The sequence below is a fragment of the Terriglobia bacterium genome, assembly GCA_020072645.1.
GTDB lineage: Bacteria > Acidobacteriota > Terriglobia > Terriglobales > Acidobacteriaceae > Angelobacter.
In genome coordinates, this window is sequence record JAIQGK010000011.1 from 128,661 (window position 1) to 151,936 (window position 23,276).

Consider the following 23,276-nt stretch of genomic DNA (forward strand, 5'->3'; position numbering starts at 1 on the left):
AACCCGACCGGACTTTTTGCTTGATTCTTGTGGCGGCAAAATTATTTTCTCCATTGGAATGAATCCCCGTTCAATTTTCCCTATGGAATAAGGCAAGTGGATTGCCAGAACGGTGATTGAAAGCAAACAGGTAATCGAGCTCTGGAGAGCAGAGACTCGTAATTTTTCCCCGGCAATTGTGAGCTTTCGACATAAGAGAAATGAGTTGCCTGTGATTGCGGGATATCGCTGTCAAATTTGCCAGTTGAATTGGCAACCATATCTTGGGATCTTGGGAATGAATGCAGGAGCTTGCGATTGCGGGCGACATTGCATTGCTAAATAACGTCTAAGAAATTAGCAGCCGCCACTGACTCATGATTTCGAAGTGTGCCAATCCGGAGTGCGCCAAAACGCTGATGCGACTCGACGGAGGCAGATTTTTTGGTTTTTATACAGACCGGAACTCAAATCACAAGACAATTGAGAACTTCTGGCTGTGCTCTACTTGCGCCAAGAGTTATACCTTGCAGCAAATAGAAGGCAATGTGGAATTGCGGCTAAGAGAGCGCAAAACTGCCTGAGCTGTTCTTCTGAATTGGTCGCGAGGTAATCCCGAGTAAAACCGTTGAAGCCACCTGTATAGATTGCCCCCTAAAGCAATCGGCCCCCGGGCCGTTTCTAAAGTCGAAAACAGCGCAGGGGCTGATATGTGTGCAAAAAACTTTGTTACTTCTGCGTCTGCTGAGCCAGCTTTACTTTTGTGCTTTCCAGCTTCTTGGTAACGCGGACAACGTCCTGCTGGTCAACATCTGCGGGCACGGATTTGTTCCATTCGTCCAGCGCGCGTTCCCAGTGGGCAGCCGCCAGCTTGAATCGGTTGGTGCGCGCATAGAGTTCGCCCAGATGGTCTTGCACGGTGGGATCATTCGGAGTTTTATCGGCGGCGCGGCGCAGGTTTTCTTCTGCCTGGTCATAGTTACCAAGCCGGAAATAGGCCCAGCCGAGTGAATCAAGGTAAGCGCTGTTTTGTGGATCGAGATCCAGGGCCTTCTTGATCAGGGTGATCGCTTCTTCAAGATGGCTGTTGCGATCAGCCAGCATGTAGCCAAGATAGTTCAGCGCCATGCTATTGCTGGGATTCTGTTGCAGGACCTGGCGGAAAGCCTGCTCCGCCTGGTCATACTTTTTCTGGCGCTCGTAAATAGAGCCTTGCAGGAAGCGGATATACTCCTTCTCTTCCGGGCGCGTTGCCAGCTTCTCTGCCTGGGCAATCGCGTCTTCAGAATCCTTCCAGCGCTTCAGGCGCATGTAGATCTGAGAGAGCATGATGTAGGAGTCGCGATCTTCCGGCCCGCCCTTGAGCACGGACTTGGCCAGTTGCACGCTCTCATCGGCTTTGCCGTTATCGGCCATCTGCTGCGCCAGCGTCAACTTCAGACCTTTATCATTCGGCAGCTTTTTCACTGCTTCCTGCGCGGTCTTTGTTGCCTCACTCCACTGCTTCTGGTCACGATAAGAATCGATTACGTCCTGATAGCCGCGCGCCGCTTCGTCCCCGCCCAGATCGATGATCTTGCGGAAAGTATCCAGCGACAGCAAAGGCCGGCCGGCTTCGCGATAGACGTTGCCGAGCCGTTCCAGAAACAGCGCGCGATTGCTCTTGTCACCGGCGCGCGCATTTGCCGGCAGCGGATGCGCCACCAGCTTCTGAAGAACAGAGGCTGCATCTTCATACTTGCCCTGCGCTTCCAGGATCAACGCTTCGTTATAAGGAATTTCCAGCGAATCCTGCACCAGCGCGGCTGCCTTCTTCAGGTTCTCCATGGCCAGATCAAACTTGCCCTGGCGGCGGTAGATTTCAGCGACCCGCAATGCGGCGGTGGCGTCCTGCGGATCAGCATCCTGAATCGTGCGATATTCGTCCAGCGCGGCATCAATCTGATTGTCATTAGCAAGGTTCTGGGCCAGACCGCGCATGGCATCCAGATTTTCCTTGTCCATGGCCAGGGCCTGACGGAATGAGGCGATGGCATTCTTGTAATCTTTTTGCTGCTCGTAGGTCGTTCCCAGAGCGGAGTAAATTTTGGCGGAGCGCTGGCCTTCCGGCACGGTCTTCAACAAATCGGCGGCTTTATTGTTTGCGCCTTCATCGTTATAGAGGAAAGCCAGATTGGTAATAGCTTCTTCAGAATTGGGATCGAGACTGAGTGCAGACTTGAATTCGCTTTCAGCTTTTACCGCGTCTTTGTTCAGGAAGTACAGCCGCCCCAGCAGCAGGTGGTTGTCGGCATTCTTGGGCTCAATCTTGGTAATGGCTTGGTATTGCTCGATGGCCAGGTTGAGCACTTCACTCGACTGCGTTCCTGGCTGCAGATCGCCCAACGAGCGCAGATAGATTCGTCCCAGAAGCTTATGGGCCTCCAGATTATTAGGGTCGCGCTTGATGATTTCCTGGGCTTCCAGCACAGCGTCGCGGATGCGTCCGGTCTTGGCGTAGAGTTCCGCCAGCGACGCATTCAAATATTCTGAAGAAGGATCGTTCTCGATGGCCAGCCGGTACTCTTCAATGGCTTTGGTGGCGAATTCCGACCGCCCGTACATCGCCATCATTTCCTCATACATGTGCGCCAGGGAGAAATGATAGTAAGCGGCGGCCTGGTCAGGCTTCTTGTCCGCTTTGGGCTGCTCGGGTGTGGTCTTGGCAGCCGGCGCCTGCTGTGCGGGAGCGGCATTTTTCTTTGCTGGCGCAGCTTTAGCAGGCGGCTGAGACTTTGGCGCGTTCTGCTGGGCAAATACGCTGGTGGTTGTGAGCAGAAGCAGCCCGGAGAGAAAAATGCGATTTTTTATGAAAGTCATAGAGCGAACCGAAAACACCTTTTTAATTGGATGCACAGGCGCCATTTCCGGTAGCGCCTATTCACCTCTTCTAATTCTAGACCTTAGTTCCGCCCTTTCGGCAGCAGATTACAAATCTTGACTAGTGACGGAAGTGGCGCACACCTGTGAGCACCATAGCCAGCCCCAGGCGGTTCGCCGCGTCAATGACCTCCTGGTCGCGCATGGAGCCGCCGGGCTGGATGATGGCCGTGGCCCCGGCTTTGGCAATCTCTTCCACACCGTCCGGAAACGGGAAAAAGGCGTCTGAAGCGGCCACTGTACCCTGCAAAGGTAAGATCGCTTTCATGGCGCCGATCTTGCATGAATCCACACGGGACATCTGGCCTGCTCCCACGCCTACAGTCTGACCTTCCCGGGCATAAACAATGGCATTTGATTTCACATGTTTGCAGACTTTCCAGGCAAACAGCAGAGCGCGCACCTCTTCTGGAGTGGGCTGGCGCGTGGTAGCGACCTTAAGATCGGCTTGAGTCAAAGGCCTTATGTCCGCATCCTGCACCAGCATGCCGCCGGAAACCTGCTTCATGGCAAACTTTTGCGTACTTGGTTTTACCTCGACCAGACGGAGGTTCTTTTTGGCCGCAAATTTTTCCTTCGCTTCCGGTGAATAACCAGGCGCGGCAATGGCCTCGAAGAAAAGTTTGGCCATCTCTTCCGCGGCTGTGCCATCAATCACACAGTTCACGCCGATCACGCCGCCAAAGGCCGAAACCGGATCAGTTTCTTTGGCGCGAAGGTAAGCTTCAACCAAGGTCTTTCCCGTGGAGCAGCCTGAAGGATTTGTGTGTTTGATGATGGCGCATGCAGTTTCCTCGAATTCCTGCGCCAAGTCCCACGCCGCTTGCAAATCCACAATGTTGTTGAATGAAAGTTCCTTGCCCTGAAGCTGTTTGCTGTTGGCCACGCCCGCGCCTGAGCCATCTGAATACATGGCCGCGCGCTGGTGCGGGTTCTCTCCGTAACGCAGATCCATGGCTTTGTTCAGTCCAAAGCGCAGGACAGCAGGGAAGTCATTATTGGCGGTTGATGCAGGAAGCTGAAAGTCCTTGGCGTTTTCACTCAGGGAAGTGCCGGCCAGGGTGGCGGCAATCGCGCTGTCATAAGCTGCGGTGGTGGCAAACGCTTTCTGCGCCAGCCGCCAGCGCGTCGCCAACCCAAGTTCTCCGCCGGAACTGGCCATTTCCTGCGCGATGGCTGCGTAGTCAGAGGGCGAGGTCACAATCGCCACGTCACGAAAATTCTTAGCCGCGGAACGCACCATCGACGGGCCACCGATGTCGATGTTTTCGATCACCTCGTCAAAGTGCACGCCAGGTTTGGAGGCGGTTTTCTCAAACGCGTACAGATTGACCACGACCATGTCAATCGGCAATATGCCGTGCTCTTTGGCCGCCGCAACGTGGCCGGCATTGCCGCGGATATGCAGGATTCCGCCGTGAACCTTGGGGTGGAGAGTTTTTACCCGGCCATCCATCATCTCAGGAAAGCCAGTGAGATCGGAGATGTCTTTCACGGTGATGCCGGCTTCCCGGAGCAGCTTGGCCGTGCCTCCAGTGGAAACCAGTTCCACGTTGAGTGCGGCCAGTTTCTGGGCAAACTCCACCAGCCCGGTTTTATCAGTAACACTAAGGATTGCACGCTGAATTTTGGGCACTTTTGTTTCCGTTGTTCCTTGGGAAGGGATGAAAGGACTAAAGAATAAGGTATCAGCGCGAAACGAGTGCGCGCAACTGGGGGAAGGGACATGAAGATGCTCCAAAATAATGTCACACACCAACGCTACGAGAAAATGTCACCTAATATAGAGGATGCTCTCCGCTATTTTTTAATGGCACCTTGGGGGAATCTGATTCGCAAAGTCCTGACTATAGCTTTGGTGTTCACCATACCAGCGCAATTTATTGGCGGCCAGTCGTCTCACGCGCCTGGGCCGCGACGTCCGCCTGAATACACGTTCAAAGTCATTCGCGACTATCCACACGATCCCGCCGCTTTTACCCAGGGGCTGGTTTACCATGACGGCTTTTTCTATGAAGGCACGGGACTGAACGGACGATCGTCACTACGAAAAGTCCGCCTGGAAACCGGGGAAGTGGTGCGGCATGTGGACATGCCCGGCGAATACTTTGGTGAAGGCATTGCCATTGTGAAAGACAAAGTGATTCAGCTTACGTGGCAGTCGCACATTGGCTTTGTCTATAACCTGAGCGACTTCAAACTGCTGCGCCAGTTTTCTTATCCCGGTGAAGGCTGGGGGCTGGCCTCAAGGGGCAATGAGCTTTTTATGAGCGACGGCACAGCCGAGATCCGCGTGCTTGACGCCACAACGCTCAAAGAAAAACGGCGTTTCACCGTGCGCGACGGCGCTACTCCCGTTGAGCAATTGAATGAGTTGGAGTTTGTGGAAGGCCAACTCTTTGCCAACGTGTGGCAGACTGATCGGATTGCCCGCATCTCTCCGCAGAGCGGCAAAGTGGTGGGATGGATTGATCTCACGGGCCTGCTCAGCCCTGTTTACCGCCGCCAGGATGGCGCGGTGCTGAACGGCATAGCCTACGATTCAATTCATAAGCGACTGTTTGTGACCGGCAAATTGTGGCCAAACATTTTTGAAATTCAACTGATGCCGAAGAGTGTTAAACCCGCTCATAAGGCACGGCTGTGGAGCGGGAATTTAAACCACCGTCTTGAAATTCAATTGGTGCCGAAGAGTTTTAAATCGGGGAGATGAGCGCAGGAATTCTTTGGATGAGGGGCGAAAGATCCGTCGGCAGGAATTTCAGATTTCTGGACATGCGCCGGATGCCGAAACCGTTCGAGACCCTTACCTGAGTATTCTCCCGATGGCTGCGAGCACTTGCGCCTGCTTCTAATTCAGGAACGCGACCGACTGCACTCCGGCAACTTCAAAGCGCTTGCGGCAGCGGATGTTCTTGCACATGACCATGTCGTCGCGACGGACCATGTAAGACTGCGCCTTGGCGAACTTGGCGCGGTCACGCTCGTCGGCGCGTCCGGAAAGCTGCTTCTTCTTGGTCCGCACCAGCCATGAGAGTTCATACTCGCCAGCCTGGCGGCAGTGCGGACACGTGAGCGTGTGGGGTTTCTTGGATTCTTTTTCGTCGAAAAAATCTCGCTCGTCCATTTGATCCTATTATCAACCACAGAGGGCGCGGAGACTACGGAGAAATGCAGCGAGGCGGTTAACTGGCTTGGGACGAGGAAAAGTTTCTAGCACCACCGTCGGGCAGGAGAGCAATCAGCGATAGTTGCTGATCCATCGCTACATGCTTGTGATGTTGCATTCATTCTGTCGTTAAACTTTTTTTTGATAATCCCTCCCTTCCAATTGTTGTGCCTCTCGCCATTGTTCATTGCCGTGCTTTGTTCCAAGCCAGGCTCCCCGCAATTGGATTGTTCGTGTCCCGCACATGGACTCAGCACTAGGTCGTTCGAATTAACACGCGAAAACGAGGATTCCGCGCTGCGATTTGCAAGAGTTGCCTAAGGGCTTCATATTCTTCAATGAGCTCGGAGCCATGTAAGGGTGGTGGTACAGTTCTAAGTTTGCCTAATAATATCCTCGCTTCCTCCTTTGTGAGAAGTTTGGCCTCGCCTCCAATAGAAAAGGGCATCTCTGGTGCATTCCATAGAAGTTCATTGGAAGACCCCAGCATATCATCCATCCAGCGCGATTTTGACCGAAGATAATCCGTGAGCTGGCCATGACTCAAGGCAATACGAATTTGACGCCCATTTCGGGACCAAGAACAAATGAAAAGAACGAGAAAAGGGTTAAGGATTGTCTCGGTCTGTCGTCTGCGGATTGCCTCCCGATCTCGTATTATCTCGCCCGTGTCATCGAGCATTTCTTTAGGGAATTGTCCCTCCAACAACTCTTTGCTGCCATTGGCGAGATACTCCGCAGTCATCCGATCGCCAGTGGCAGGGCTCCTGAGCGTTGTCTGGAATTGCTGACTTGATATCGCCTCGCGAACAAGTTGTTTCGCGGCAGTGGAATCACCATGAACAAGGAAATCTGAGATTGCAGGAATAACCCGCCCGCTCAAGACGCTCTCGTCAATCAGAAAAAGCTCAGTGTCTGAACTCATAGCGGCACTCAAATTGGGCCAAACGATTACGGCGGTTATGAAAATTAGTATTCGGATGACATGTAAATGCTGCATGATACCAAGTATCTTGGGAAATAAATTGCGGCGACGCAACTACAGATGAAAAGGTTCCGTTGAACTACTGGCAATGAAAGCAGCGCAATCCTTTCGGCATGAACCGCCATCTAATCGCAAACTTTCACGAATATTCTCTTTTATAGCACCCGCTTAGCGCAGGTCCGCACGTCTCAGGCATGAAGCGAAAGCAGGAAAGACGGGACGCATTACCGCCATCATTTGTCGCCCTTCACGTGAAGCTCAATGGCCGTGCCATCTGGCAGGTTTTTGAGTTTCACTGCAAGTTCACCCTTGAATAACATTCCTTGAACTGCATCACCCGGCGACAGGTTTTGTACCGAGTAATCCCCGCCACAGATAAAAGGCACCTTTGGCTGCAATCTATCTCCAAGCTGAAGTGGACCATTCTGTTTTTGCCATTCACTTGCAAGTGGCCAGCCTGTCTCTACGTGGTAGTTCGAAAGAAGGAGATCAGCCCAACTTTCGAGTGAATCGCTGATAACAGTCCCTTCGCCTCTTTCCGCGTCAAATCGTAGGACGCCTTCTTTCTCTTTCGCCAAACAAAATTGGTCTCCAAAAATATCCTCCCCAAAAAATAAGAGACCGTCTGCCAATCCTTTGTAAGAGCTCAACCAGAGCGTCTTCGAATTCCAATCTTCCATGGTCATCGTATTTGTTACATCAGATTCAAGCGGAAAAACATGCAAAGCTTGCTCAAAAGCATAAAATCCATTTTTCTGCTCTAGCAGTTGTAAGAGCTCGGTTCCCAAAACATAATCCTCAAAACAGAGATGTCGGTTCCGTGGCACCCCTCCTAGAGCTTCCGAACTGATTGAAAGCAGTTCTTCTAACCGCGTCATTTTGGAGTATCCTTTATCTTGATTTCTACTTTTGTGCCTTCTGGCAGATCTTTAACCGTTTGCCCCATTGATCCACCATCTGACATATTGTCGGGTGGATCTATGTGCCTTACGTCTGCTCCCTGCCCCCCTTCCGCAGACCAAGCAGGAGGATACTCATTTCGATGCTTCCCATCAACTACAGGAACACCTTTTAGCGCATCTCTTCTCCGAGCGGCTTTATCGGCACGGGTGCCAACCGTGACTACCTTCGGTTGTCCCTTTGCTTGGGCATCCCTTACGTGGTCTGCAGCTTGAGGAGTCTTAGCGGGATCAACCTCGTGCACTACCGGTTGCGTGTCTGTCTTTGTCTGAGTTCCAGGCACAGCTCCAGCGGGCGCGGTTTTATCCGCTACTTTTGGCTGCGCCTTGTCGCCGTGATAATGCTCATAAGCCACATATCCGATTGCGGCCACAGCTGCCACCCCGACGACCGTCCATCCGATGGGGTTACTCGCCCAGAGAGGCGCGCTCTCTGTAAGGGCTGATAGTGTCCCTCCACCGGCGAGCGCCAGCTGCCAATCATGTCCGTCCGGATCCGCCTTGCTCGCCGGATTTCCTCCGACGAATCCATAGAGATTTAGCGATTGCGGATCGCCAAAATCGGCATACGGCACCGGAATCGGCGTCGGGCTCCAATCTGCCGAAACCCACCTTCCCAAACCATTCGAGTAATACCTTGCCCCGAAGTAATCGAGTTGTGTTTCTGAATCCCGCTCTTTCCCTATGAATTTGTAGTGGTTGGAGTCGTTCGCAACGAACTGAAGCTCGCCGCCCCAGGGATAGAAATCAGATTCGCTCTTGATGTTGCCAGCGGAATCGGTAATTACCGAAGCGGTTTTGAGGTGATCAGAGAAGTAATAGAAAACGCCGTTGGTGCTCTTGCGGGCGACGCGCTCGCCGCCGAAGAAAACATATTCATCGGTCAGGTTTCCGCTCAGATCGCTTTCGCCGACGATTCCTGGCGTCATATACCAGTAGAGCGTTCCGGTGCTGCCGCTTGATTTGCGTACCCGGTTGCCGTCACTGTCGTAGGTGTAGGCGTATCCGGCAGCGCCGGTGAGTCGGTTTTCCTGGTCGTAGGTGTAAGTCTGCGTGGGCGGTGTAGCGTTGAACGTCATGTTGCCCGCCGCGTCATACTGGTAATCAGAGCCGCCGGTGGCGTGAATCCAGTTGTGGGCATCGGCGGTGAGGCTGAGGTTTTCTCCGGCGCAGGCTGTGCCGATCTTGGTTTTGTTGAGCAGGTTGCCCCAGGCGTCATAGGCGTAGGTGTTGCCCCAGAACTTCTTCAGACCACCCAGAACGGTGACGCTGCAGTCGGTTCCCGCATTCTGGGCCGAGGCGAGCCGGTTCAGCGCGTCATACGTGAACGTCTGGCTGCGTGTGGTGTCTTTGTAATTCGTGATGCCAAAGACGTTGCCATTATCCACGCCAGATGTTCCGTTGCCCACGTGGAAGTCATAGCCAATGGAGAAGACAGTCTGGCTGGGTGCATTGGCCGACATGTTCACCGGCTGAAGACGCTTGTTATAAGTGGACGCATTCGTGATCCCGGCAAATGTTGCGCTGTAGCCGCTGATGAAGCCTGTAAGCGCGCTGTCCGGGCCGTATGTTGCGCCGGTGACATAGTTGATCCCGTTGCCGCTGTCAATGGCTGAAAGCGTTCGACCGGCAGCATCGGGCGTGTAAGTAACCACATTGCCACTGGGATACGTGAGGGTCTTGAGTGAACCGTTGAGATTGTATGAGTAGCTCAGGTTTTTGGGGATGGAGGTGTTATTTGCGCCAATGAGCGTCCGCGTCTCCGCCGTGAGTCTTCCCAAAATGTCATATGTGTAGCCGGCTGTTCCAGCTTGGTCAGTGAGTGAGGTCAGTTTGCCAATGGCATTTGTGCCGGAGTCGTAAACGTAAGTTACAACGGGCGTGGCCAGTGGACAACTCTGCGCGCCGTAGCCTTTACCCGTGACACGATGCAGTTCGTCGTAGCAGTAGCTTACGGTCTGCGTCGCCGTGCTGGTCTGGTTGGGCGCGGGCGAGGTCTTCTGCAGCAGATTGCCGTCCGCATCGTAAGAGTATGTAATCGTCCCGGATTCAGGATTAGTGGCCGTAAGCAGCCGAGAAAGCGAATCGTAAGTAAATGTGCGGGTGCGCCACTGTGTGCTGTCTGAGGGCGCGGTGCCTTTCTGGTCCACACGCAACAGATTGCCCAGAGCGTCATAGGCATAGAACGTGCGGAAGGGCTGGTTGTCAATAACCGCGGCATTGTAACCACCGACCATTGCCCCGCTGATCGGGGAAGGGATAAACGACGGCTGCCCGAAATGCGCGCTGTCATAGGAGTAAGAGGTCGTGAATGAGTAATCGCCGCCGGGGCCGGCAGACTTTGCCGTGATGGTCACGGTCGCGCCGGAAGCTGAAGCATTGGCCAGGCTGCCGGCGCTAATCAGGCTTGCAAGCCTCTGCGCGATAGTGGCAAAGTTGTCAGCCCCGCCGTAAGTGGTCTGGTAGGGGGTGCCGTTTACCGTGATAGTGACGGTTCCGGTATCGGGGCTGCTGCTGGCATCGCGGCCGCCAGTAAAGCTCGCGCCGGACGGTGTTCCATAAAAATCCGGGGCCACGGGTTGCAAGGGACTGGCGGAAAGAGCGTAGTTTCCAGCGCTACCAGCATTGCGTGCGGTAAGCACAACGCGGCTTGAGTTGGTGGGTGAAATAGCGCCATCCGCCGGGGCCGCAGTGTCATTGTGAAAAGCCGCAGCTAGAGCGTAGGCCACAGTGGCTGTCGTGGTGGTGCTGTTGCCAAAATTAGCGCTCTTCGCCGGATAGGACCCAACCTGGATGGAAACTGTTCCAAGGTCATAGGCCGTGTTGCAAACAGGCTGCCGGGGCGGCAATGGATCAGTACAACTTTGGAAAGTACCTTCTACTCCGCCGATGTCGACATAACCGGATCCATAAGCTGCGGGAAGAGGATTGGACTGCTCGCCGATGCCGCCGATGGTGATTGTGGCCTGCGCATAGGTCGCGGCGGCTCCGGCATTCGGCTCATCCACTTCCACCAGCCGCCCCACGCCGTCTGTGCAGGTGCGGCGCACCTTATTCGCTTCATCAGTTGTAAGCGTGCAATTCCCCGCGGCCCCGGAAAGCGCCACCACGTCATAATCGACTTTCTTGATGCTGCCGTCCTGCTCCGTTATCTGAATGGCCCGGCCCAACGCGTCAGAGAGAGTTGTCGTGCTGCCGTATGTAGGGTCGGCGGTGCTGAAGTAAGGGTTCGTTACGATCGTCTGGCTGTGCGCTTCATCAAACGTGGTAGTTACCGTGGATGTGCCATTGGGCAGGACGTGCTGGGTCTGGAAAACGCGTCCCAACCCGTCATAGCTGCTGCTGGAGGAGTTGAGAGCGCGGTAGTGACCGACTTTTGCAGGGTCAGCGTCCAGGGAAGCGAATCGGAATGGGTCAACGTGATTTGTGCCTGCGCGCCGCCATTGCCCGGATCAGGCGGAGCAATGGATTTGCTGGGACGAAGCAGCTGGTCATACTGAAACGTTGTGGTGTGGGCGGCATCACCGGGGGTGTTGCCGCTGGCCTGTGCCGTGGCATTTTCATTGGTCAGGCTGGTAAGAAGGCCGGTGTTGAAATCGTAGGTTCCGCTTACGCAGTGTGCCACACCGCTGGTCGAGGGCGAGCAGGTTTGGGTGGAATAACCTCCCACATAGAATGGGTCGTAGCTGTGGGTTGTGGTATGCCCCAGCGGATCAATCGCCTGATATGGCTCTCCCGTGTCGAACCAGTTGGTGTGGCTGGAGATAAAGCTGTTGCTGGAACTGAGCCAATGGCTCACCGTGGTCGGATTTCCGCGAACGCTCCAGGGTGCCGCGACATGCTGGGTGGTGATGGCCGGCGTGGGAGTGGTCAGATATCCCGGTTCGTCATAAACGTAATCGGTTTCAGTCAGGCAGTTTGTGGTCGTAGTCCCTGTCGAGGTGACTGCCAACGGACAACTCGATTTGGGGTTTGCCCCACTCGGGTCTATGGTGATGGTGGAAGCGGGCAGATCGAGAAGATGAGCCGCTAGGTAAGGGCGATTGCCGGATGCGTCAGTCTTCTGCCATTGGAAGATCGTGTCGGTTTCGCGCAACACGGGGCCGGGTGCGTTTGCTCCCCAGTCATAATCAAGCTCCTTGATCACGTTGCCGAAGCTGGGCAGCCCTGCTCCCAGGCCGGGATCGGGATCTTTGTGTACTTTTTTGACCTTGCCGCTGGGATAAACCGTGGTCACCACGTCAGTGGCAAAAACGTTCCCAAGTTGGGTAGTTCCAGTGCCGTCGTCCGTCAACATGCTGGTTGACGAGTATGAGGTATCTACGCGCTGCAGCTTATTGTTGCTGCCGGCGGCGCCCTGATATTGAACCGTACTGGTCTCGTAAAGGCGGCAGCCAGGCCCCAGTCCGGCAGCTGCGCTCAGATCAGTGAAAGTGTGAACCATATCGTTTCCCGCGGGATCTGTCACGGTGTTCACACGCATGCCGCCGGAAAGGGGACCCCAGTTATACCTCCAAACGGAGGTGTGCCCCAGGCCATCATCCAAAGTGCGGGTTTGGACAGCGCGACTGTATGGATATGCCCCACCGCCGCAGCCGAGATAGTTGACCGTCGTCCATGCGTAAGAGATGCTTCCGCCCGTCGGCAGGTGGATTGAGGTTATCTCTCCGTAATTATCGTAGGTGAATCCCCAGTATGTTCCATTCGGCAGGATTACGCTCATCAATCCAACAAACTGCCAGGTGGAATCGCTGGCGTCTTCCGCCACGCCGGAAACATTGAAAGCCGTCTGGATGGGAACGAAGGAGAAGCAGGTTTTTACCGTTTGGGATACTCCGTTCGGGTCCTGATAGCTGTTGAACCAGGCGCTGCTGATTGCATAAGGGCTCACGCAGCCGGAAAAATCCGTGGTGCTGCCGCCGGGACCACCCATCAGAGCAGGCGGCTTCCCGAGAGTGTCAATAGTCCCCGTGCCTGTCATGGAAATCTGATTGCCATTGCTGTCTGTTATCAGGCTCGGGAATCCGAACTCCGAACAATATTGCTCGCCGACCGATGCATCGTCCTGCATGGGTGCGAAAACTCCTCCGGTGAGCCCTCCGCTCAGCAAATAGTTTCCCGCCTTGGTGCAATGGCCGCCGGCAAATGTTCCTTCGAATTTGTTCCCGCTTCGATCGGTGACAGTGAAATCCTGCAAGACGCCGGTGGAACCATCGGGATTGCTCATTGCCAGATGAAAACCAGTGAGGTCGATTGAATCGAACTGCGTGGGCTCGCCGTATTGGTCTTCTGTGCCGGCTACCCCGTGCAACTTATGGACGCTGCCGCTCTCGCTGGTGATGCTGTAGTCGTACGCATACAGCACGGCTAGGTTGTCGTAGATATGGTTCATCTCGATGGTGCGGTGCAGCTTCAGGAAGGGCGAGGATTGGAGAAATATCCCGGCTCCGCCTTTGGCCCACTTGCAGCCGGGGTTGCATACCACCTGCCAGTCTTGCGACGTCGAATAGAGGGTGTTGGAAACCTTGAGAGAGCCGCGCTGCGGAGTTTCCGGCGTCAGCGGCGCGTGGAAAATCACATTGCCGTTCATGAGGTTCACTGTATCGAGCTGGCTGCCTTCATAGGACCCATAGGGCTTGAATCCATTCTCAAGGTTAGGAGCAGACTGAGCCAAAAGCAGGGTGTTGACTCCAAAAATGATGGCGAAAAGCTGTAACCACTTGGCAAATTTCATGAACTCACCTTGAAGCAGATTTTGTGTAGCTTGTTGCGCGGAGAAATTCAGGGAACCAACTTCTTAAGGGGTGTGGCTAAATTTTATAAATGGGGATGGGAGCGGGCGACAAGTGACTAGTTTGTAAACAGCAACGCGAACAAGTCGGCAATGGGCGGCGCAGGATGCGTTGAAAATGCGGCCTGGCTTGATCAAGAATCTTATGGCATCCACATAAATGGCGTGTTGAGCAATGTGGCGTGGAGATTGATTTCGAATGGGGAAGTCTTCAATCAAAGTTCTCTTTGACGTCGGAACGGCTAACACTTTGGAAAGCCTCCAGTGATTTTGCGCATTCGTGGTTAAATAGCTATCGTGCCAAAAAAGAAGAAGCTCAAGAAATTTAGTGCGACGAGCGCGGTAAAGGCGGCGTCGCGGGCTGTGCTGGGGACTCCTCCACCAGTGAAGCGCGCGGAGAACAAGAAGCACGCAAAAAAAGATAAGCACAAACCCAACCTGGGAAAGCTGCTGGCGGATGCCGATCGCGGATAAGAGACCTCGCTCACAATATCGGCAAGGTTTCAGCTAGGCGCGACTGAGAATAATAAAAGAGGATTGAGCAATCCATCTGAGAGCCGGCGAGATGTAGTCTTTGACTAACTTCAAGTATGCATAACTTCTATGTTGCCCTAATGATTTCCTAGCCATTTCTCTAGCGACGCTTCTCCACGTCCCCGTGCCCTAAATGGAAGCTTATCTATTGCCGAACTTCCTGCCTGTCCCGCGTCGCACCGACATTGAAGCATGTTTGATGATGAGGCTCTCCTGGCGCGGCCAGAGGCGCGACGCACCGGCGATCGGGGGGGGATTGTGCAGGGTTTTGCATTGTGTACGGAGGAGCGCAGAAAAATATAACGGAATACGATTTGTTAAAGAATTTAATACGGCCTTAATGAAGTCCTAAGTTGGCGGGCGCACTCTGAGCGGGTATCGACGGGTGGATGCTTTGGTCATCCGCGGGAAGTGCATTCTTCCGGTGGATGTAGGGCAGCCACAAAAAACAAGGACCCTCAACAAGTGCCGTGGTGCGACGGCGCTGAAGGTCACTGAAGGCAATGTAAGGCAAGAACTGGGTTTCCGGCCCCGCAGCTTCACGCTTAATTTATCCAGTTTTTACTTTGGCTATGCAGCAGTGTTCGTCAGCCGACGAAGCATCTTGTTCACCACACGCATTGTCCGGTCAGTGGAGCACACAAGGAGCGCTTCAAATGCTTTCCCAAAGCAAACTCAAAAAATTGGTCGTGCTGATACTTTCTCTTTGCGCGATCACACTACTCAGTGTCACCTATCTCTCTGCCAAAGGCGGCGGAGGTGGTGGCGGTCAAGACAACGGCAATGGCGGCCAGGGCGGTAGGGGTGGAAATGGCGGCGTCCAGGCCAGCGGACAAAAAGGCAAAGGCGGAAATGGCGGTGGCGATCAAGGTGGCGGCGGCAATAATGGAGGCGGCACCGGCAGCGGCAAAGGTGGAAATGGTGGCGGCGGAGGAAATGGTGGCAATGGCGGTGGTAAAGGCGGAAATGGTGGTGGCGGAAATGGGGCAGGCGGTCATGATGGCCGTGGCCTTGCTTCGCTAAAAACCATTACTGTCCCCGGGCCAACCGCGGCTGAGCTTGCCGACCTGATCCAGGACAAGAACGCGGCCATCGCTCTGGGCAAGGCTTTCTTCTGGGAAATGCAATTTGGCAGCGACGGCCAGACAGCCTGCGCTACCTGCCATTTCAATGCTGGCGCGGACAGCCGCACCACCAACCAGACTGATCCTGGCTTGCGTCGCGTTGATGGCAACGGCAATCCCGCGGCGGATTCAACTACTTTCCACGCAGGCTTTGGACCGAACTATGCTCTCAGCCTGAGTGACTTTCCTCTACACACCTCTACTCGCGACAACAACAACATCGTGGGGTCGCAGGGTGTGTTCCGCAACAACTTTAATGATGTGGTGCTTGGCCAGGCCGCGGAAAACGAAACTGGCGTCGCCGATCCTGTCTGGAGCATCTCTGACGGTAATGGCGGCACGCTGAACGTGCGCCGTTCTACTCCGCGCAACGCGCCTCCTGTAATCAATGCGGTTTTCAACTACCGCAATTTCTGGGACGGCCGCGCGCAACAGACCTTTAACGGCGTGAATCCTTTTGGCGCCGGTGATCCTAGCGCAAAGTTAATCTCGGTCGATCCCAGCAACCCGAACGCTACTATCGAGGTCACGCTTCGTCTCTCGAACTCTGCGCTGGCATCGCAGGCTGTTGGACCTCCGGGTAGCGACGTTGAAATGTCTGCTGCAGGACGTCCGTTTGTGAAGATGGGCAAGAAGATGCTCATGCTCACTCCGCTGGCGCTGCAACAGGTCGCCCCAGATGATAGCGTTCTCGGCAGCTTGAGCGCGGCTCCTGCCAACGGCTTGACTACAAACTATATCTCCATGATCAAGGCAGCTTTCCAGCCCAAGTGGTGGAGCTCTAATGTAGTAGTTGATGCGAATAGCAACATACTATTCAACGGTACGCCACAAAATACTGATGAATACTCACAGATGGAGTACAACTTCTCTATGTTCTGGGGAGTAGCTATCCAGATGTATGAGTCAACCCTGGTTTCAGATAGCTCACGCTTTGACCAGTTCATGGAAGGCAACCGCTCTGCTCTTACTTCGCTTGAGCAGCTCGGCCTGAATCGCTTTGAAGGTAAAGGCGGCTGCATCAATTGCCACAACGGCGCTGAGTTTACTGATGCCACGGTATCCAATGTTCTGCACCACGGCGGCTCGGTGGTTGAGCAACTGCCCGGCGGACGCTGGCATGACATCGGCTTCCACAACATCGGCGTTCGTCCCACTGATGACGACATGGGAATCGCGGCCTCTGATCCTTCTGGATTAGCCTCGCTCTCAGTCGCTCAGCTCGCTTCCATGGGACAGGTCACCGGAACTGCAGTCCCAGCCGGTGCGCCGGTTGCTGTGGGCGGAGCAGTTAAGACGCCCAGCCTGCGCAACGTCGAACTGACCGCTCCATTCTTTGTGAACGGCGGCCAGGCCACGCTCGGCCAGGTGGTTGACTTCTACAGCCGCCGCGGTGATTTCCCGTCCGCGGACATGGACCCCAATCTTGAACGGGCAAGCTTTGGTCCGCTCGATAAAGTTGCGGTCGTCGCTTTCCTGAAGTCGCTTACCGATGAGCGAGTGCGCAGCCAGAGCGCGCCCTTTGATCATCCTTCACTCACCGTGCCGAACGGCGCAGTGGTGAACAACGGAGTTTTGACGGAACAAACAATCACTATCCCAGCTACCGGCGCCGCCGGCGGAGCGCCCCAGGCCAGGTTCTGCGATTCATTGGCCGGAGCGTCTTCGTCAGCCTGCCAGTAAAACGGTTTGTAACATTTGTAAGCTGTTGATTGATTAAGAGGTCGCAAAAAAAGGCGGCCTCTTTTTTTATTGGAAATGAATTGTGGAGCGCAGGCGCCCTCGCCTGCGATTTTTGCTCAGCTGATTTTGTCCGCGCCTCCGCGGTAGGCTTCCGCTTCCGATCCTCAAATGTTGCGATTTTGGCGATCATGGCAAGTTCAGATCAGTGGGATCAGTGTTGATCAGTAATAAGGTCTTATTCTCGCCTCTGCACAATCGCCATTCCCGCCAGCCCCAGTCCCATACCCACACAAAACGCCGGGCTGGCCACCAGAAACAGGGCGACGAAAATCAGCACCATCACTGCCGCGATCTTGGCATGATGGAGCGTGTAATCAAAAACCAGCAGGACCACCAGCGATGCCAGCACCGCAACCAGGCAATAGCCCGCCTGCGCCAAAGAGAAGTTTTCATGCCGATAGTAGCGCACCGCGCCGGCTGCAAAGATCGCCACAGCCAGCAAAAGCAATATCGCCGGCGCTTTGGCCATGCCACTTTGTTGTCGCTGATTCATGGGGCGAAGAATATCACCATCGAGGCGCGGAGGTAGAGCGGAACGGAACTGACTGCGGATTAACACGGATAAAAGCGGATTCGGGAACATTGCCAAAATCGCGGAATTGCCAAAAAATCCAAATTGAAACACCGAGCGATACTAATCTGGGGTAAAGTTTTGCTTTTCTCCGCGTCTCAGCGCCTCCGCGGTGAGCCCGTCTCTTTCAAAATACTTTCCCTGCGCCGCATTCTGCGTTACAACATCATTCATGACCCATCAGCAGCTTGTCCGGATGGCCGAGCAGTGGCTTCGCACCCGATATCGTTGTGGAATCGTCCTGTCAGAGCAGTCTTGCGCCAGCGGCGAGACGCCCGACGTGATCGCCTGGAAGGGCAAGTGCCGCTCCGTGGTGGTGGAATGCAAGGTGTCGCGCGCTGACTTTTTTGCCGACCAGGAAAAGCCTTTCCGCAAAGATCCTGAGCTGGCCATGGGCTGTGAGCGCTTCTATCTCGCGCCGCAAGGCCTTGTCTGCGCCGGCGAGCTGCCGCCAAAATGGGGACTGCTGGAATGCAAAGGACGCGAAGTTCGCATGGCGGTGAAGCCGTGCCGCCAGGCCCAGCGCAGCCAGACCGGCCTGATGTGGGAAATGAATTTGCTGCTGGCCAGCCTGCGCCGCGTGGAAGTCCGCATTGAGCCGCAGACGATCACGGATTTTCTAAAGTGGAAGAACCGGCTGGCTGAATACAACGGTGGACGCCTGCCGGAAGGCGTCGTCGCGCCTGAAGCCGAGCCAAATGTGCATCTGGTGTGACCGAACCAGCCGCGAATCAACGCGAAGAAACGCGAATCAAACCTGGCCGCAGAGCATTTGCTACGATTCATTGTGGCGATCACTGTTTAGATCGGTTGTTCAGATTAGCGCCCCGCGCTTTTCTTGCGCACGCGTTTTGCTCGCGGTGGCGATAGCGTACTGATTTGCTTTAGCAGCCGGAAGCGCACTGCGTCACCGCAAACCTTACATCGCGGGAACAGATCGCGCGCCCGCAGCAGGACTTTGTGCGGCTGCCGATGCGCGCTGTGGATCACCTGATAAATGCCGCTCTGGCTGCAGAATGCACCAGGAAGAAGATCGTCTCCGGAACCGGCGCCTTCCATAAGGATCTCCAGCTTGAACCTGCCGCCGTGAGAGGTTGGGCGCGTGCGAGAACGGCAGTCACAAATTTAGATGATGCTCGCGCTGCTTCGGTTGCGCTCGTCGGCAGCTTCTGCGTGGGGCCAATCGCCCATAAGCAACCGCTTTATCGTCGGGAATCAACCCGCATCGAAGCCGCAAGGCCGTTAAGGATAAACGGCTTACTTGTCGCTGGGCTTGCGCTTGATCACCGGACGGTCATCGTCCTGGCTCTTACCGTTTTGGTCAGGGGATGTATCGTTCGGGTTCTTGCTTCCAGCCGTGCGGCGCAGGTCTGGTTTCTGCTCTTCCTTGCCGTCTTTTTGCAGCTTGTGTTTCATCACCAGCGCCAGCCGCTTCTTGGCTTGCTCAAAGTCCGAGCTGCTTACAATGTACTGGTCGCGTGGCGGCAGAATGGAGCCAATCTCGCGCTGCGATTGCGCGATCCGGTCCGGCGTTTGCGGATGGTCCCCATAAAGCCTGGCCCTGAAGCCCGCGCGTCTCTTCTCCATGGCTTGTATCTTTTCAAAAAAGTCGATCATGCCATTGGGATCGTAGCCCGCCTTGTAGGCGTACTGTATCCCAAGGTAGTCGGCCTGGGCCTCAAAGTTGCGGCCAAACTTGCTGAAGACAGCCGGGATCCCAAAGTTCGCGGCCTCATTGGCTCCAATCCCCGCAATGCCTCCAGTCATAATGATCACGGGAATCATCGCAATCTGGGCAAAGGCCCCGCGCGTGGACTCCCGCGCCGCATGGCAGGCCGCAACATGCCCAATCTCATGCGCCATCACCCCGGCAAGTTCGGCCTCATCGTCGGCCAGCAGAATGCTTCCGGCATTCACAAACATGTAGCCGCCGGGCAGCGCAAAAGCGTTGGGATCTTCCACGTCCAGCACCTTGATGGTGAAAGGCAGCTTTGAATCGGAGTTGCGCACAAGGTTTTGCCCCAGGCGGTTTACGTATTCATTCACCACGGGGTCGGTAATCAGGTGTTGCGTCTGTTCCACCTGCTGGGCAAACTCCTGGCCCATTCTTACCTGGCTGTCCAGCGTGTACCAATTTCCCAGTCCGCGATTGCAGCCTACATTGCGGCTGCCAATGGCATTCAGGTCATTGATTCCTTTGCCGTGGTAGAACTTGTCATCGTCTCCGACTTGCTTTTCTTGCGTTTGCTTGTCTTCGGCCTGCTTGTCTTCGCTTTGCTTGGCTTTAGTTTGCTTATTCTGGTCCTTCTGCTCTTGCGGTGCAGCAAAGGCCATGGCGGATAGAAAGCCGGTGGATAGAAGGAGCGCCCAACCCAGGAAAAATCTTCTGCGGAACACGATTTGCCTCCCTCGACGGCCAAGCATTGGAGAAGATGATTATACCGCGAGGCGATAAGCGGGCGTGAGCGGGCGAAACCCCGATTGTGGGTCAGTTTGAAGAACTGGCCCACTGGCAGTATCAGCGTGTAGCGATTCGTTGGCGAATTGCGTGCCTTTAGGCAGACGTTCATCGCGCTAGCGATGAATCGAGCTTCGGCTCCAAGCCCTGGCTTTCTCAGAGCTTTGGATGTTTGAGATGCCAGCCGGTTGAATCCTGATAGGCTTTGGCCACCGCCAGCATCTGCGCTTCGCCAAACAGCCTCCCGATAAACGTCAGCCCAGTCGGATGGCCCTTCTCATCAAAGCCGTGTGGCAGTGTGACGCTCGGGTGTCCGGTGAGATTGGTGATGCCCGTGCTGCGGTCGGCCACGGGATTGGGCGTGTAGTCGGCGTAGTCATAAGGCAGCAGATAGACGTCAATCTTTGCCATGAGCTTGTCCATCTCCTGCATCAGCAGCATGCGTGCGCGATTTGCGTTCACGTAGTCCGCCGCGGGATAAAGGCGATAAGCATTTTGGCCGGCGATGCGATCCGGGCGCGCGAGCTGATCTGGATGCGTCTCCACAGGATCACGCAATGCGGAAATTCCTTCAGCGTTGAGGATGGCCGAAGGATCAAGCTTTGGATTTTCAGGAAGCTTGAACTCCGCCAGTTCGATTCCCAGGCTGCGAATCTTATCCAGCGCGGCGTGATCATTGGCCTCAACTTGCGGCGTCTGGCGCGTATTTTCAAACGCGGCCTTCAGGTATGCAACGCGCAGCTTGCGAACATCGAGCGTGGCGTCCCAGTTAAAGGGCACGTCCACGGCGGCAAGGTCAAGATTGTCCGCGCCTTGAATGGCGTTGAGCACCAGCGCGCAATCTTCCACTGAGCGGCACATGGGGCCGGTCTTGTCCATGCTCCAGCTCAGCGCCATCGCGCCGTACCGGCTGACACGTCCAAACGTCGGGCGCAGCCCCGTCACGCCGCAAATGGCCGACGGCGCAAGGATCGAGCCCAATGTTTCCGTGCCAATGGAAAAGCCCACTAATCCGCCGGCGGTTGCCGATCCCGGCCCAGCGGACGAACCTTGCGATCCCATCGATGTGTCCCACGGGTTCATCGTCTGTCCCGCGAACCAGATGTCATCGAGCGCCAATTCTCCAGTGGCAAGCTTGCCAAGGAGCACGGCGCCGGCTTCGCGCAGCCGCGCGACCACGGTCGCGTCCATATCAATGATGCGGTCTTTGAACGGCGCCGCTCCCCAGGTTGTGGGATATCCTTTCACCGCGAACAGGTCTTTGATTCCATAGGGGATGCCGTGTAGCGGCCCGCGATATTTGCCCGCGGCAATTTCCTTATCGGCCTCGCGCGCTTCGCGCAGCGCCAGATCATCCGTGATGGTGACAAAACATTTGAGCTTCGGGGTGTAGCGCTTGGCGCGGGCCAGATACATCTCAGTGAGCTCTACGGAAGTCACCTGCCGCGTGCGGACCAGCTCGCTCAGGCTCGTCACCGGCCAGAAGGCCACGTCTTCCAAGTTGGGTGGCCGCTGCACGCGAGGCGGCGCGCTTGCGCGGAACGGACGGCGCGTGCGATCAATCTTCATTCCCGGAAGCACCGGGTTGAAGTAGAGCGGCGGAGCAACGCTGTTGTCGATTTCGATCTTGCGCAAGTCGCGCAGCTTCACCGTGTTCTCGCTGGTGCCCTTGAGCATCTTGTCCAACTGCTCGTCAGTGAACTCAAGTCCGGCGACTGCTGCGGCATCGCGCAGCATGTCTTTGGTCAGTGGGGGCGCAGGCGTTTCCGAAAGCGTTGCGTCAGACGGCTTTGCTTCAGAGAGACGCGCCCATAAGACGCCGGGAAAAAGCGTTGAGGTCAACCCAAGCGAGGAAAAATACGCGAGGAACGAACGGCGATCAGTGGTGAGGTTCATGATGAGGGAAACATTCTGCACTGGCGGAGTGAGTTTGTCTAATGCGGAAGCACGCGAATGGCGCGGAAACGGTACAGGTTTGGACTAATGACATTCGGGCGTCGTGTGGGGCATACTGCTGTATTGATTCCCGGGTACATCAACTTCACTGAAGAATCTAACTCCGAGGATTACTTGGAAAAAGCGGTCGGCTTTATCAAGGCTGCCGAGTACGTTTAGGAAAGGTTTCAACAGGCATCAGACTGAAAAAGATCGGGCAAGCCGCAATATAATGGCGAATGCCATGGACATGAAGACAGCCATCCGAAACGGAGACGCTGACACCTTGCGGCGTCTGCTTATCGAGGATCCCTCGCGTGGCAATGAACTTATCCGCTGGGGAGAGAACGATTGCATCCTTACGCATCCGCTCCACTATGTCTCAGACATGCTGTTTGAGGGCGCGCTGCAAAAGGGCAAGGAGCTGCCACTGGTTGAAGCGCTCATCCAGGCCGGAGCGGACCTCGACTTTCAGAGAGACCGTGAGGATGGCAAGAAGAGCGATACTCCTCTTATCGGGGCCGCGAGCCTTGCGGCGGAAGAGGTAGGCCTGAGGTTGCTGGATGCGGGAGCAAGGCCTGAACTACGCGGACTCTTTGGGGAGACCGCTCTTCATTGGGCGGCGCTGCTGGGTGAGCATCGGCTGGCGGAAAGGCTGATCAGTGGCTCCGATCTAGACCTCAAGGACGAAAAATATAATTCGACGCCGCTGGGATGGGCAGTCTATGGCCGCTACAACCCACCGGCAGGAAACCAAGGGAAGCAGTGCGAGGTGGCCGCGCTTCTCGTCTCAGCCGGGGCAACGGTTGAGCCCGAGTGGCTGGAATCCGAGCAGGTGCGCGCCGATACGGCGATGCTTGCCGCGCTGCGGGCCGGGACGCCTTAAGCGTCCAGCCATGCCCAGTCCGGGAATTTGCAGCATGCCAGGAAAATCAAAATTCATATTTCGTTAACACATGTGAGCTCGACCTGCGGGGGGGACCTGGTTGGACAGAAAAGGACATTTTCCTTCATTGTGGACCACCCTCAGGAAGAGGAATGCAGCCAAAAGTGCCACAGTCAGACCCTGGGTTGTCCGATCTCCGAATGTGTTCGGCCCCTGGCGACGT

Annotated in this window: 16 protein-coding genes; 5 read left to right on the top strand and 11 right to left on the bottom strand. The window is 55.3% G+C overall.

Annotation, left to right across the window (positions count from 1 at the left end; genetic code table 11):
* Window positions 1–708: 708 nt before the first annotated feature.
* The gene (locus LAO76_16080; protein ID MBZ5492447.1) at window positions 709–2,838 is read right to left on the bottom strand and encodes a tetratricopeptide repeat protein; all 2,130 of its coding nucleotides are present in this window, start codon (window positions 2,836–2,838) and stop codon (window positions 709–711) included.
* 121 nt (window positions 2,839–2,959) lie between these two features.
* A complete protein-coding gene (gene purH, locus LAO76_16085; protein ID MBZ5492448.1) occupies window positions 2,960–4,534 on the bottom strand; it encodes a bifunctional phosphoribosylaminoimidazolecarboxamide formyltransferase/IMP cyclohydrolase in 1,575 nt (524 codons plus the stop codon).
* 174 nt (window positions 4,535–4,708) lie between these two features.
* Between purH and LAO76_16090 the strand changes: the two genes are divergently transcribed.
* Complete coding sequence (locus tag LAO76_16090) at window positions 4,709–5,611, top strand: glutaminyl-peptide cyclotransferase (protein ID MBZ5492449.1); 903 nt, start codon at window positions 4,709–4,711, stop codon at window positions 5,609–5,611.
* 138 nt (window positions 5,612–5,749) lie between these two features.
* Here LAO76_16090 and LAO76_16095 read toward each other — a convergent pair whose 3' ends face one another.
* The 5 genes from LAO76_16095 to LAO76_16115 all read right to left on the bottom strand — a co-directional run bounded on the left by LAO76_16095 (window position 5,750) and on the right by LAO76_16115 (window position 13,745).
* A complete protein-coding gene (locus tag LAO76_16095) occupies window positions 5,750–6,025 on the bottom strand; it encodes a hypothetical protein (protein MBZ5492450.1) in 276 nt (91 codons plus the stop codon).
* Between the two features lie 298 nt (window positions 6,026–6,323).
* A complete protein-coding gene (locus LAO76_16100) occupies window positions 6,324–6,992 on the bottom strand; it encodes a hypothetical protein (protein MBZ5492451.1) in 669 nt (222 codons plus the stop codon).
* Window positions 6,993–7,285: 293 nt separating this feature from the next.
* Complete coding sequence (locus LAO76_16105; GenBank protein MBZ5492452.1) at window positions 7,286–7,819, bottom strand: SMI1/KNR4 family protein; 534 nt, start codon at window positions 7,817–7,819, stop codon at window positions 7,286–7,288.
* A gap of 107 nt (window positions 7,820–7,926) precedes the next feature.
* Window positions 7,927–11,337, bottom strand: a complete 3,411-nt coding sequence (locus LAO76_16110; protein MBZ5492453.1) for a hypothetical protein — start codon at window positions 11,335–11,337, stop codon at window positions 7,927–7,929.
* Window positions 11,283–13,745 carry a hypothetical protein gene (locus tag LAO76_16115; GenBank protein ID MBZ5492454.1) on the bottom strand — a complete coding sequence of 821 codons (2,463 nt, stop codon included), beginning with the start codon at window positions 13,743–13,745 and terminating at the stop codon, window positions 11,283–11,285. The genes LAO76_16110 and LAO76_16115 overlap by 55 nt, the downstream gene beginning before the upstream one ends.
* A 354-nt stretch (window positions 13,746–14,099) precedes the next feature.
* Here LAO76_16115 and LAO76_16120 point away from each other — a divergent pair, with 354 nt between their 5' ends.
* The gene (locus tag LAO76_16120) at window positions 14,100–14,276 is read left to right on the top strand and encodes a hypothetical protein (protein ID MBZ5492455.1); all 177 of its coding nucleotides are present in this window, start codon (window positions 14,100–14,102) and stop codon (window positions 14,274–14,276) included.
* A gap of 716 nt (window positions 14,277–14,992) precedes the next feature.
* Window positions 14,993–17,143, top strand: a complete 2,151-nt coding sequence (locus tag LAO76_16125) for a cytochrome C peroxidase (GenBank protein MBZ5492456.1) — start codon at window positions 14,993–14,995, stop codon at window positions 17,141–17,143.
* A gap of 235 nt (window positions 17,144–17,378) precedes the next feature.
* Here LAO76_16125 and LAO76_16130 read toward each other — a convergent pair whose 3' ends face one another.
* Window positions 17,379–17,696 (bottom strand): hypothetical protein, encoded by a 318-nt coding sequence (locus LAO76_16130; protein MBZ5492457.1) that lies wholly within the window; start codon window positions 17,694–17,696, stop codon window positions 17,379–17,381.
* A gap of 250 nt (window positions 17,697–17,946) precedes the next feature.
* Between LAO76_16130 and LAO76_16135 the strand changes: the two genes are divergently transcribed.
* On the top strand, window positions 17,947–18,489 hold the full coding sequence (locus tag LAO76_16135; GenBank protein MBZ5492458.1) for an MmcB family DNA repair protein: 543 nt from the start codon (window positions 17,947–17,949) through the stop codon (window positions 18,487–18,489).
* Window positions 18,490–18,593: 104 nt separating this feature from the next.
* Here the strand turns inward: LAO76_16135 and LAO76_16140 are convergent, their stop codons facing one another.
* From LAO76_16140 to LAO76_16150, 3 genes are all read right to left on the bottom strand, one after another.
* Window positions 18,594–18,833: a hypothetical protein gene (locus LAO76_16140; GenBank protein ID MBZ5492459.1), complete on the bottom strand. Its 240-nt coding sequence runs from the start codon at window positions 18,831–18,833 to the stop codon at window positions 18,594–18,596.
* Between the two features lie 198 nt (window positions 18,834–19,031).
* Window positions 19,032–20,171: a M48 family metalloprotease gene (locus tag LAO76_16145; GenBank protein ID MBZ5492460.1), complete on the bottom strand. Its 1,140-nt coding sequence runs from the start codon at window positions 20,169–20,171 to the stop codon at window positions 19,032–19,034.
* A 217-nt stretch (window positions 20,172–20,388) separates the two neighbouring features.
* Window positions 20,389–22,128, bottom strand: coding sequence for an amidase (locus LAO76_16150; protein MBZ5492461.1), 1,740 nt, complete (start codon window positions 22,126–22,128; stop codon window positions 20,389–20,391).
* A 283-nt stretch (window positions 22,129–22,411) separates the two neighbouring features.
* On the opposite strand from LAO76_16150, the gene LAO76_16155 reads away from it, so the two are divergent.
* Window positions 22,412–23,053 (top strand): ankyrin repeat domain-containing protein, encoded by a 642-nt coding sequence (locus tag LAO76_16155; protein ID MBZ5492462.1) that lies wholly within the window; start codon window positions 22,412–22,414, stop codon window positions 23,051–23,053.
* Window positions 23,054–23,276: the final 223 nt, after the last annotated feature.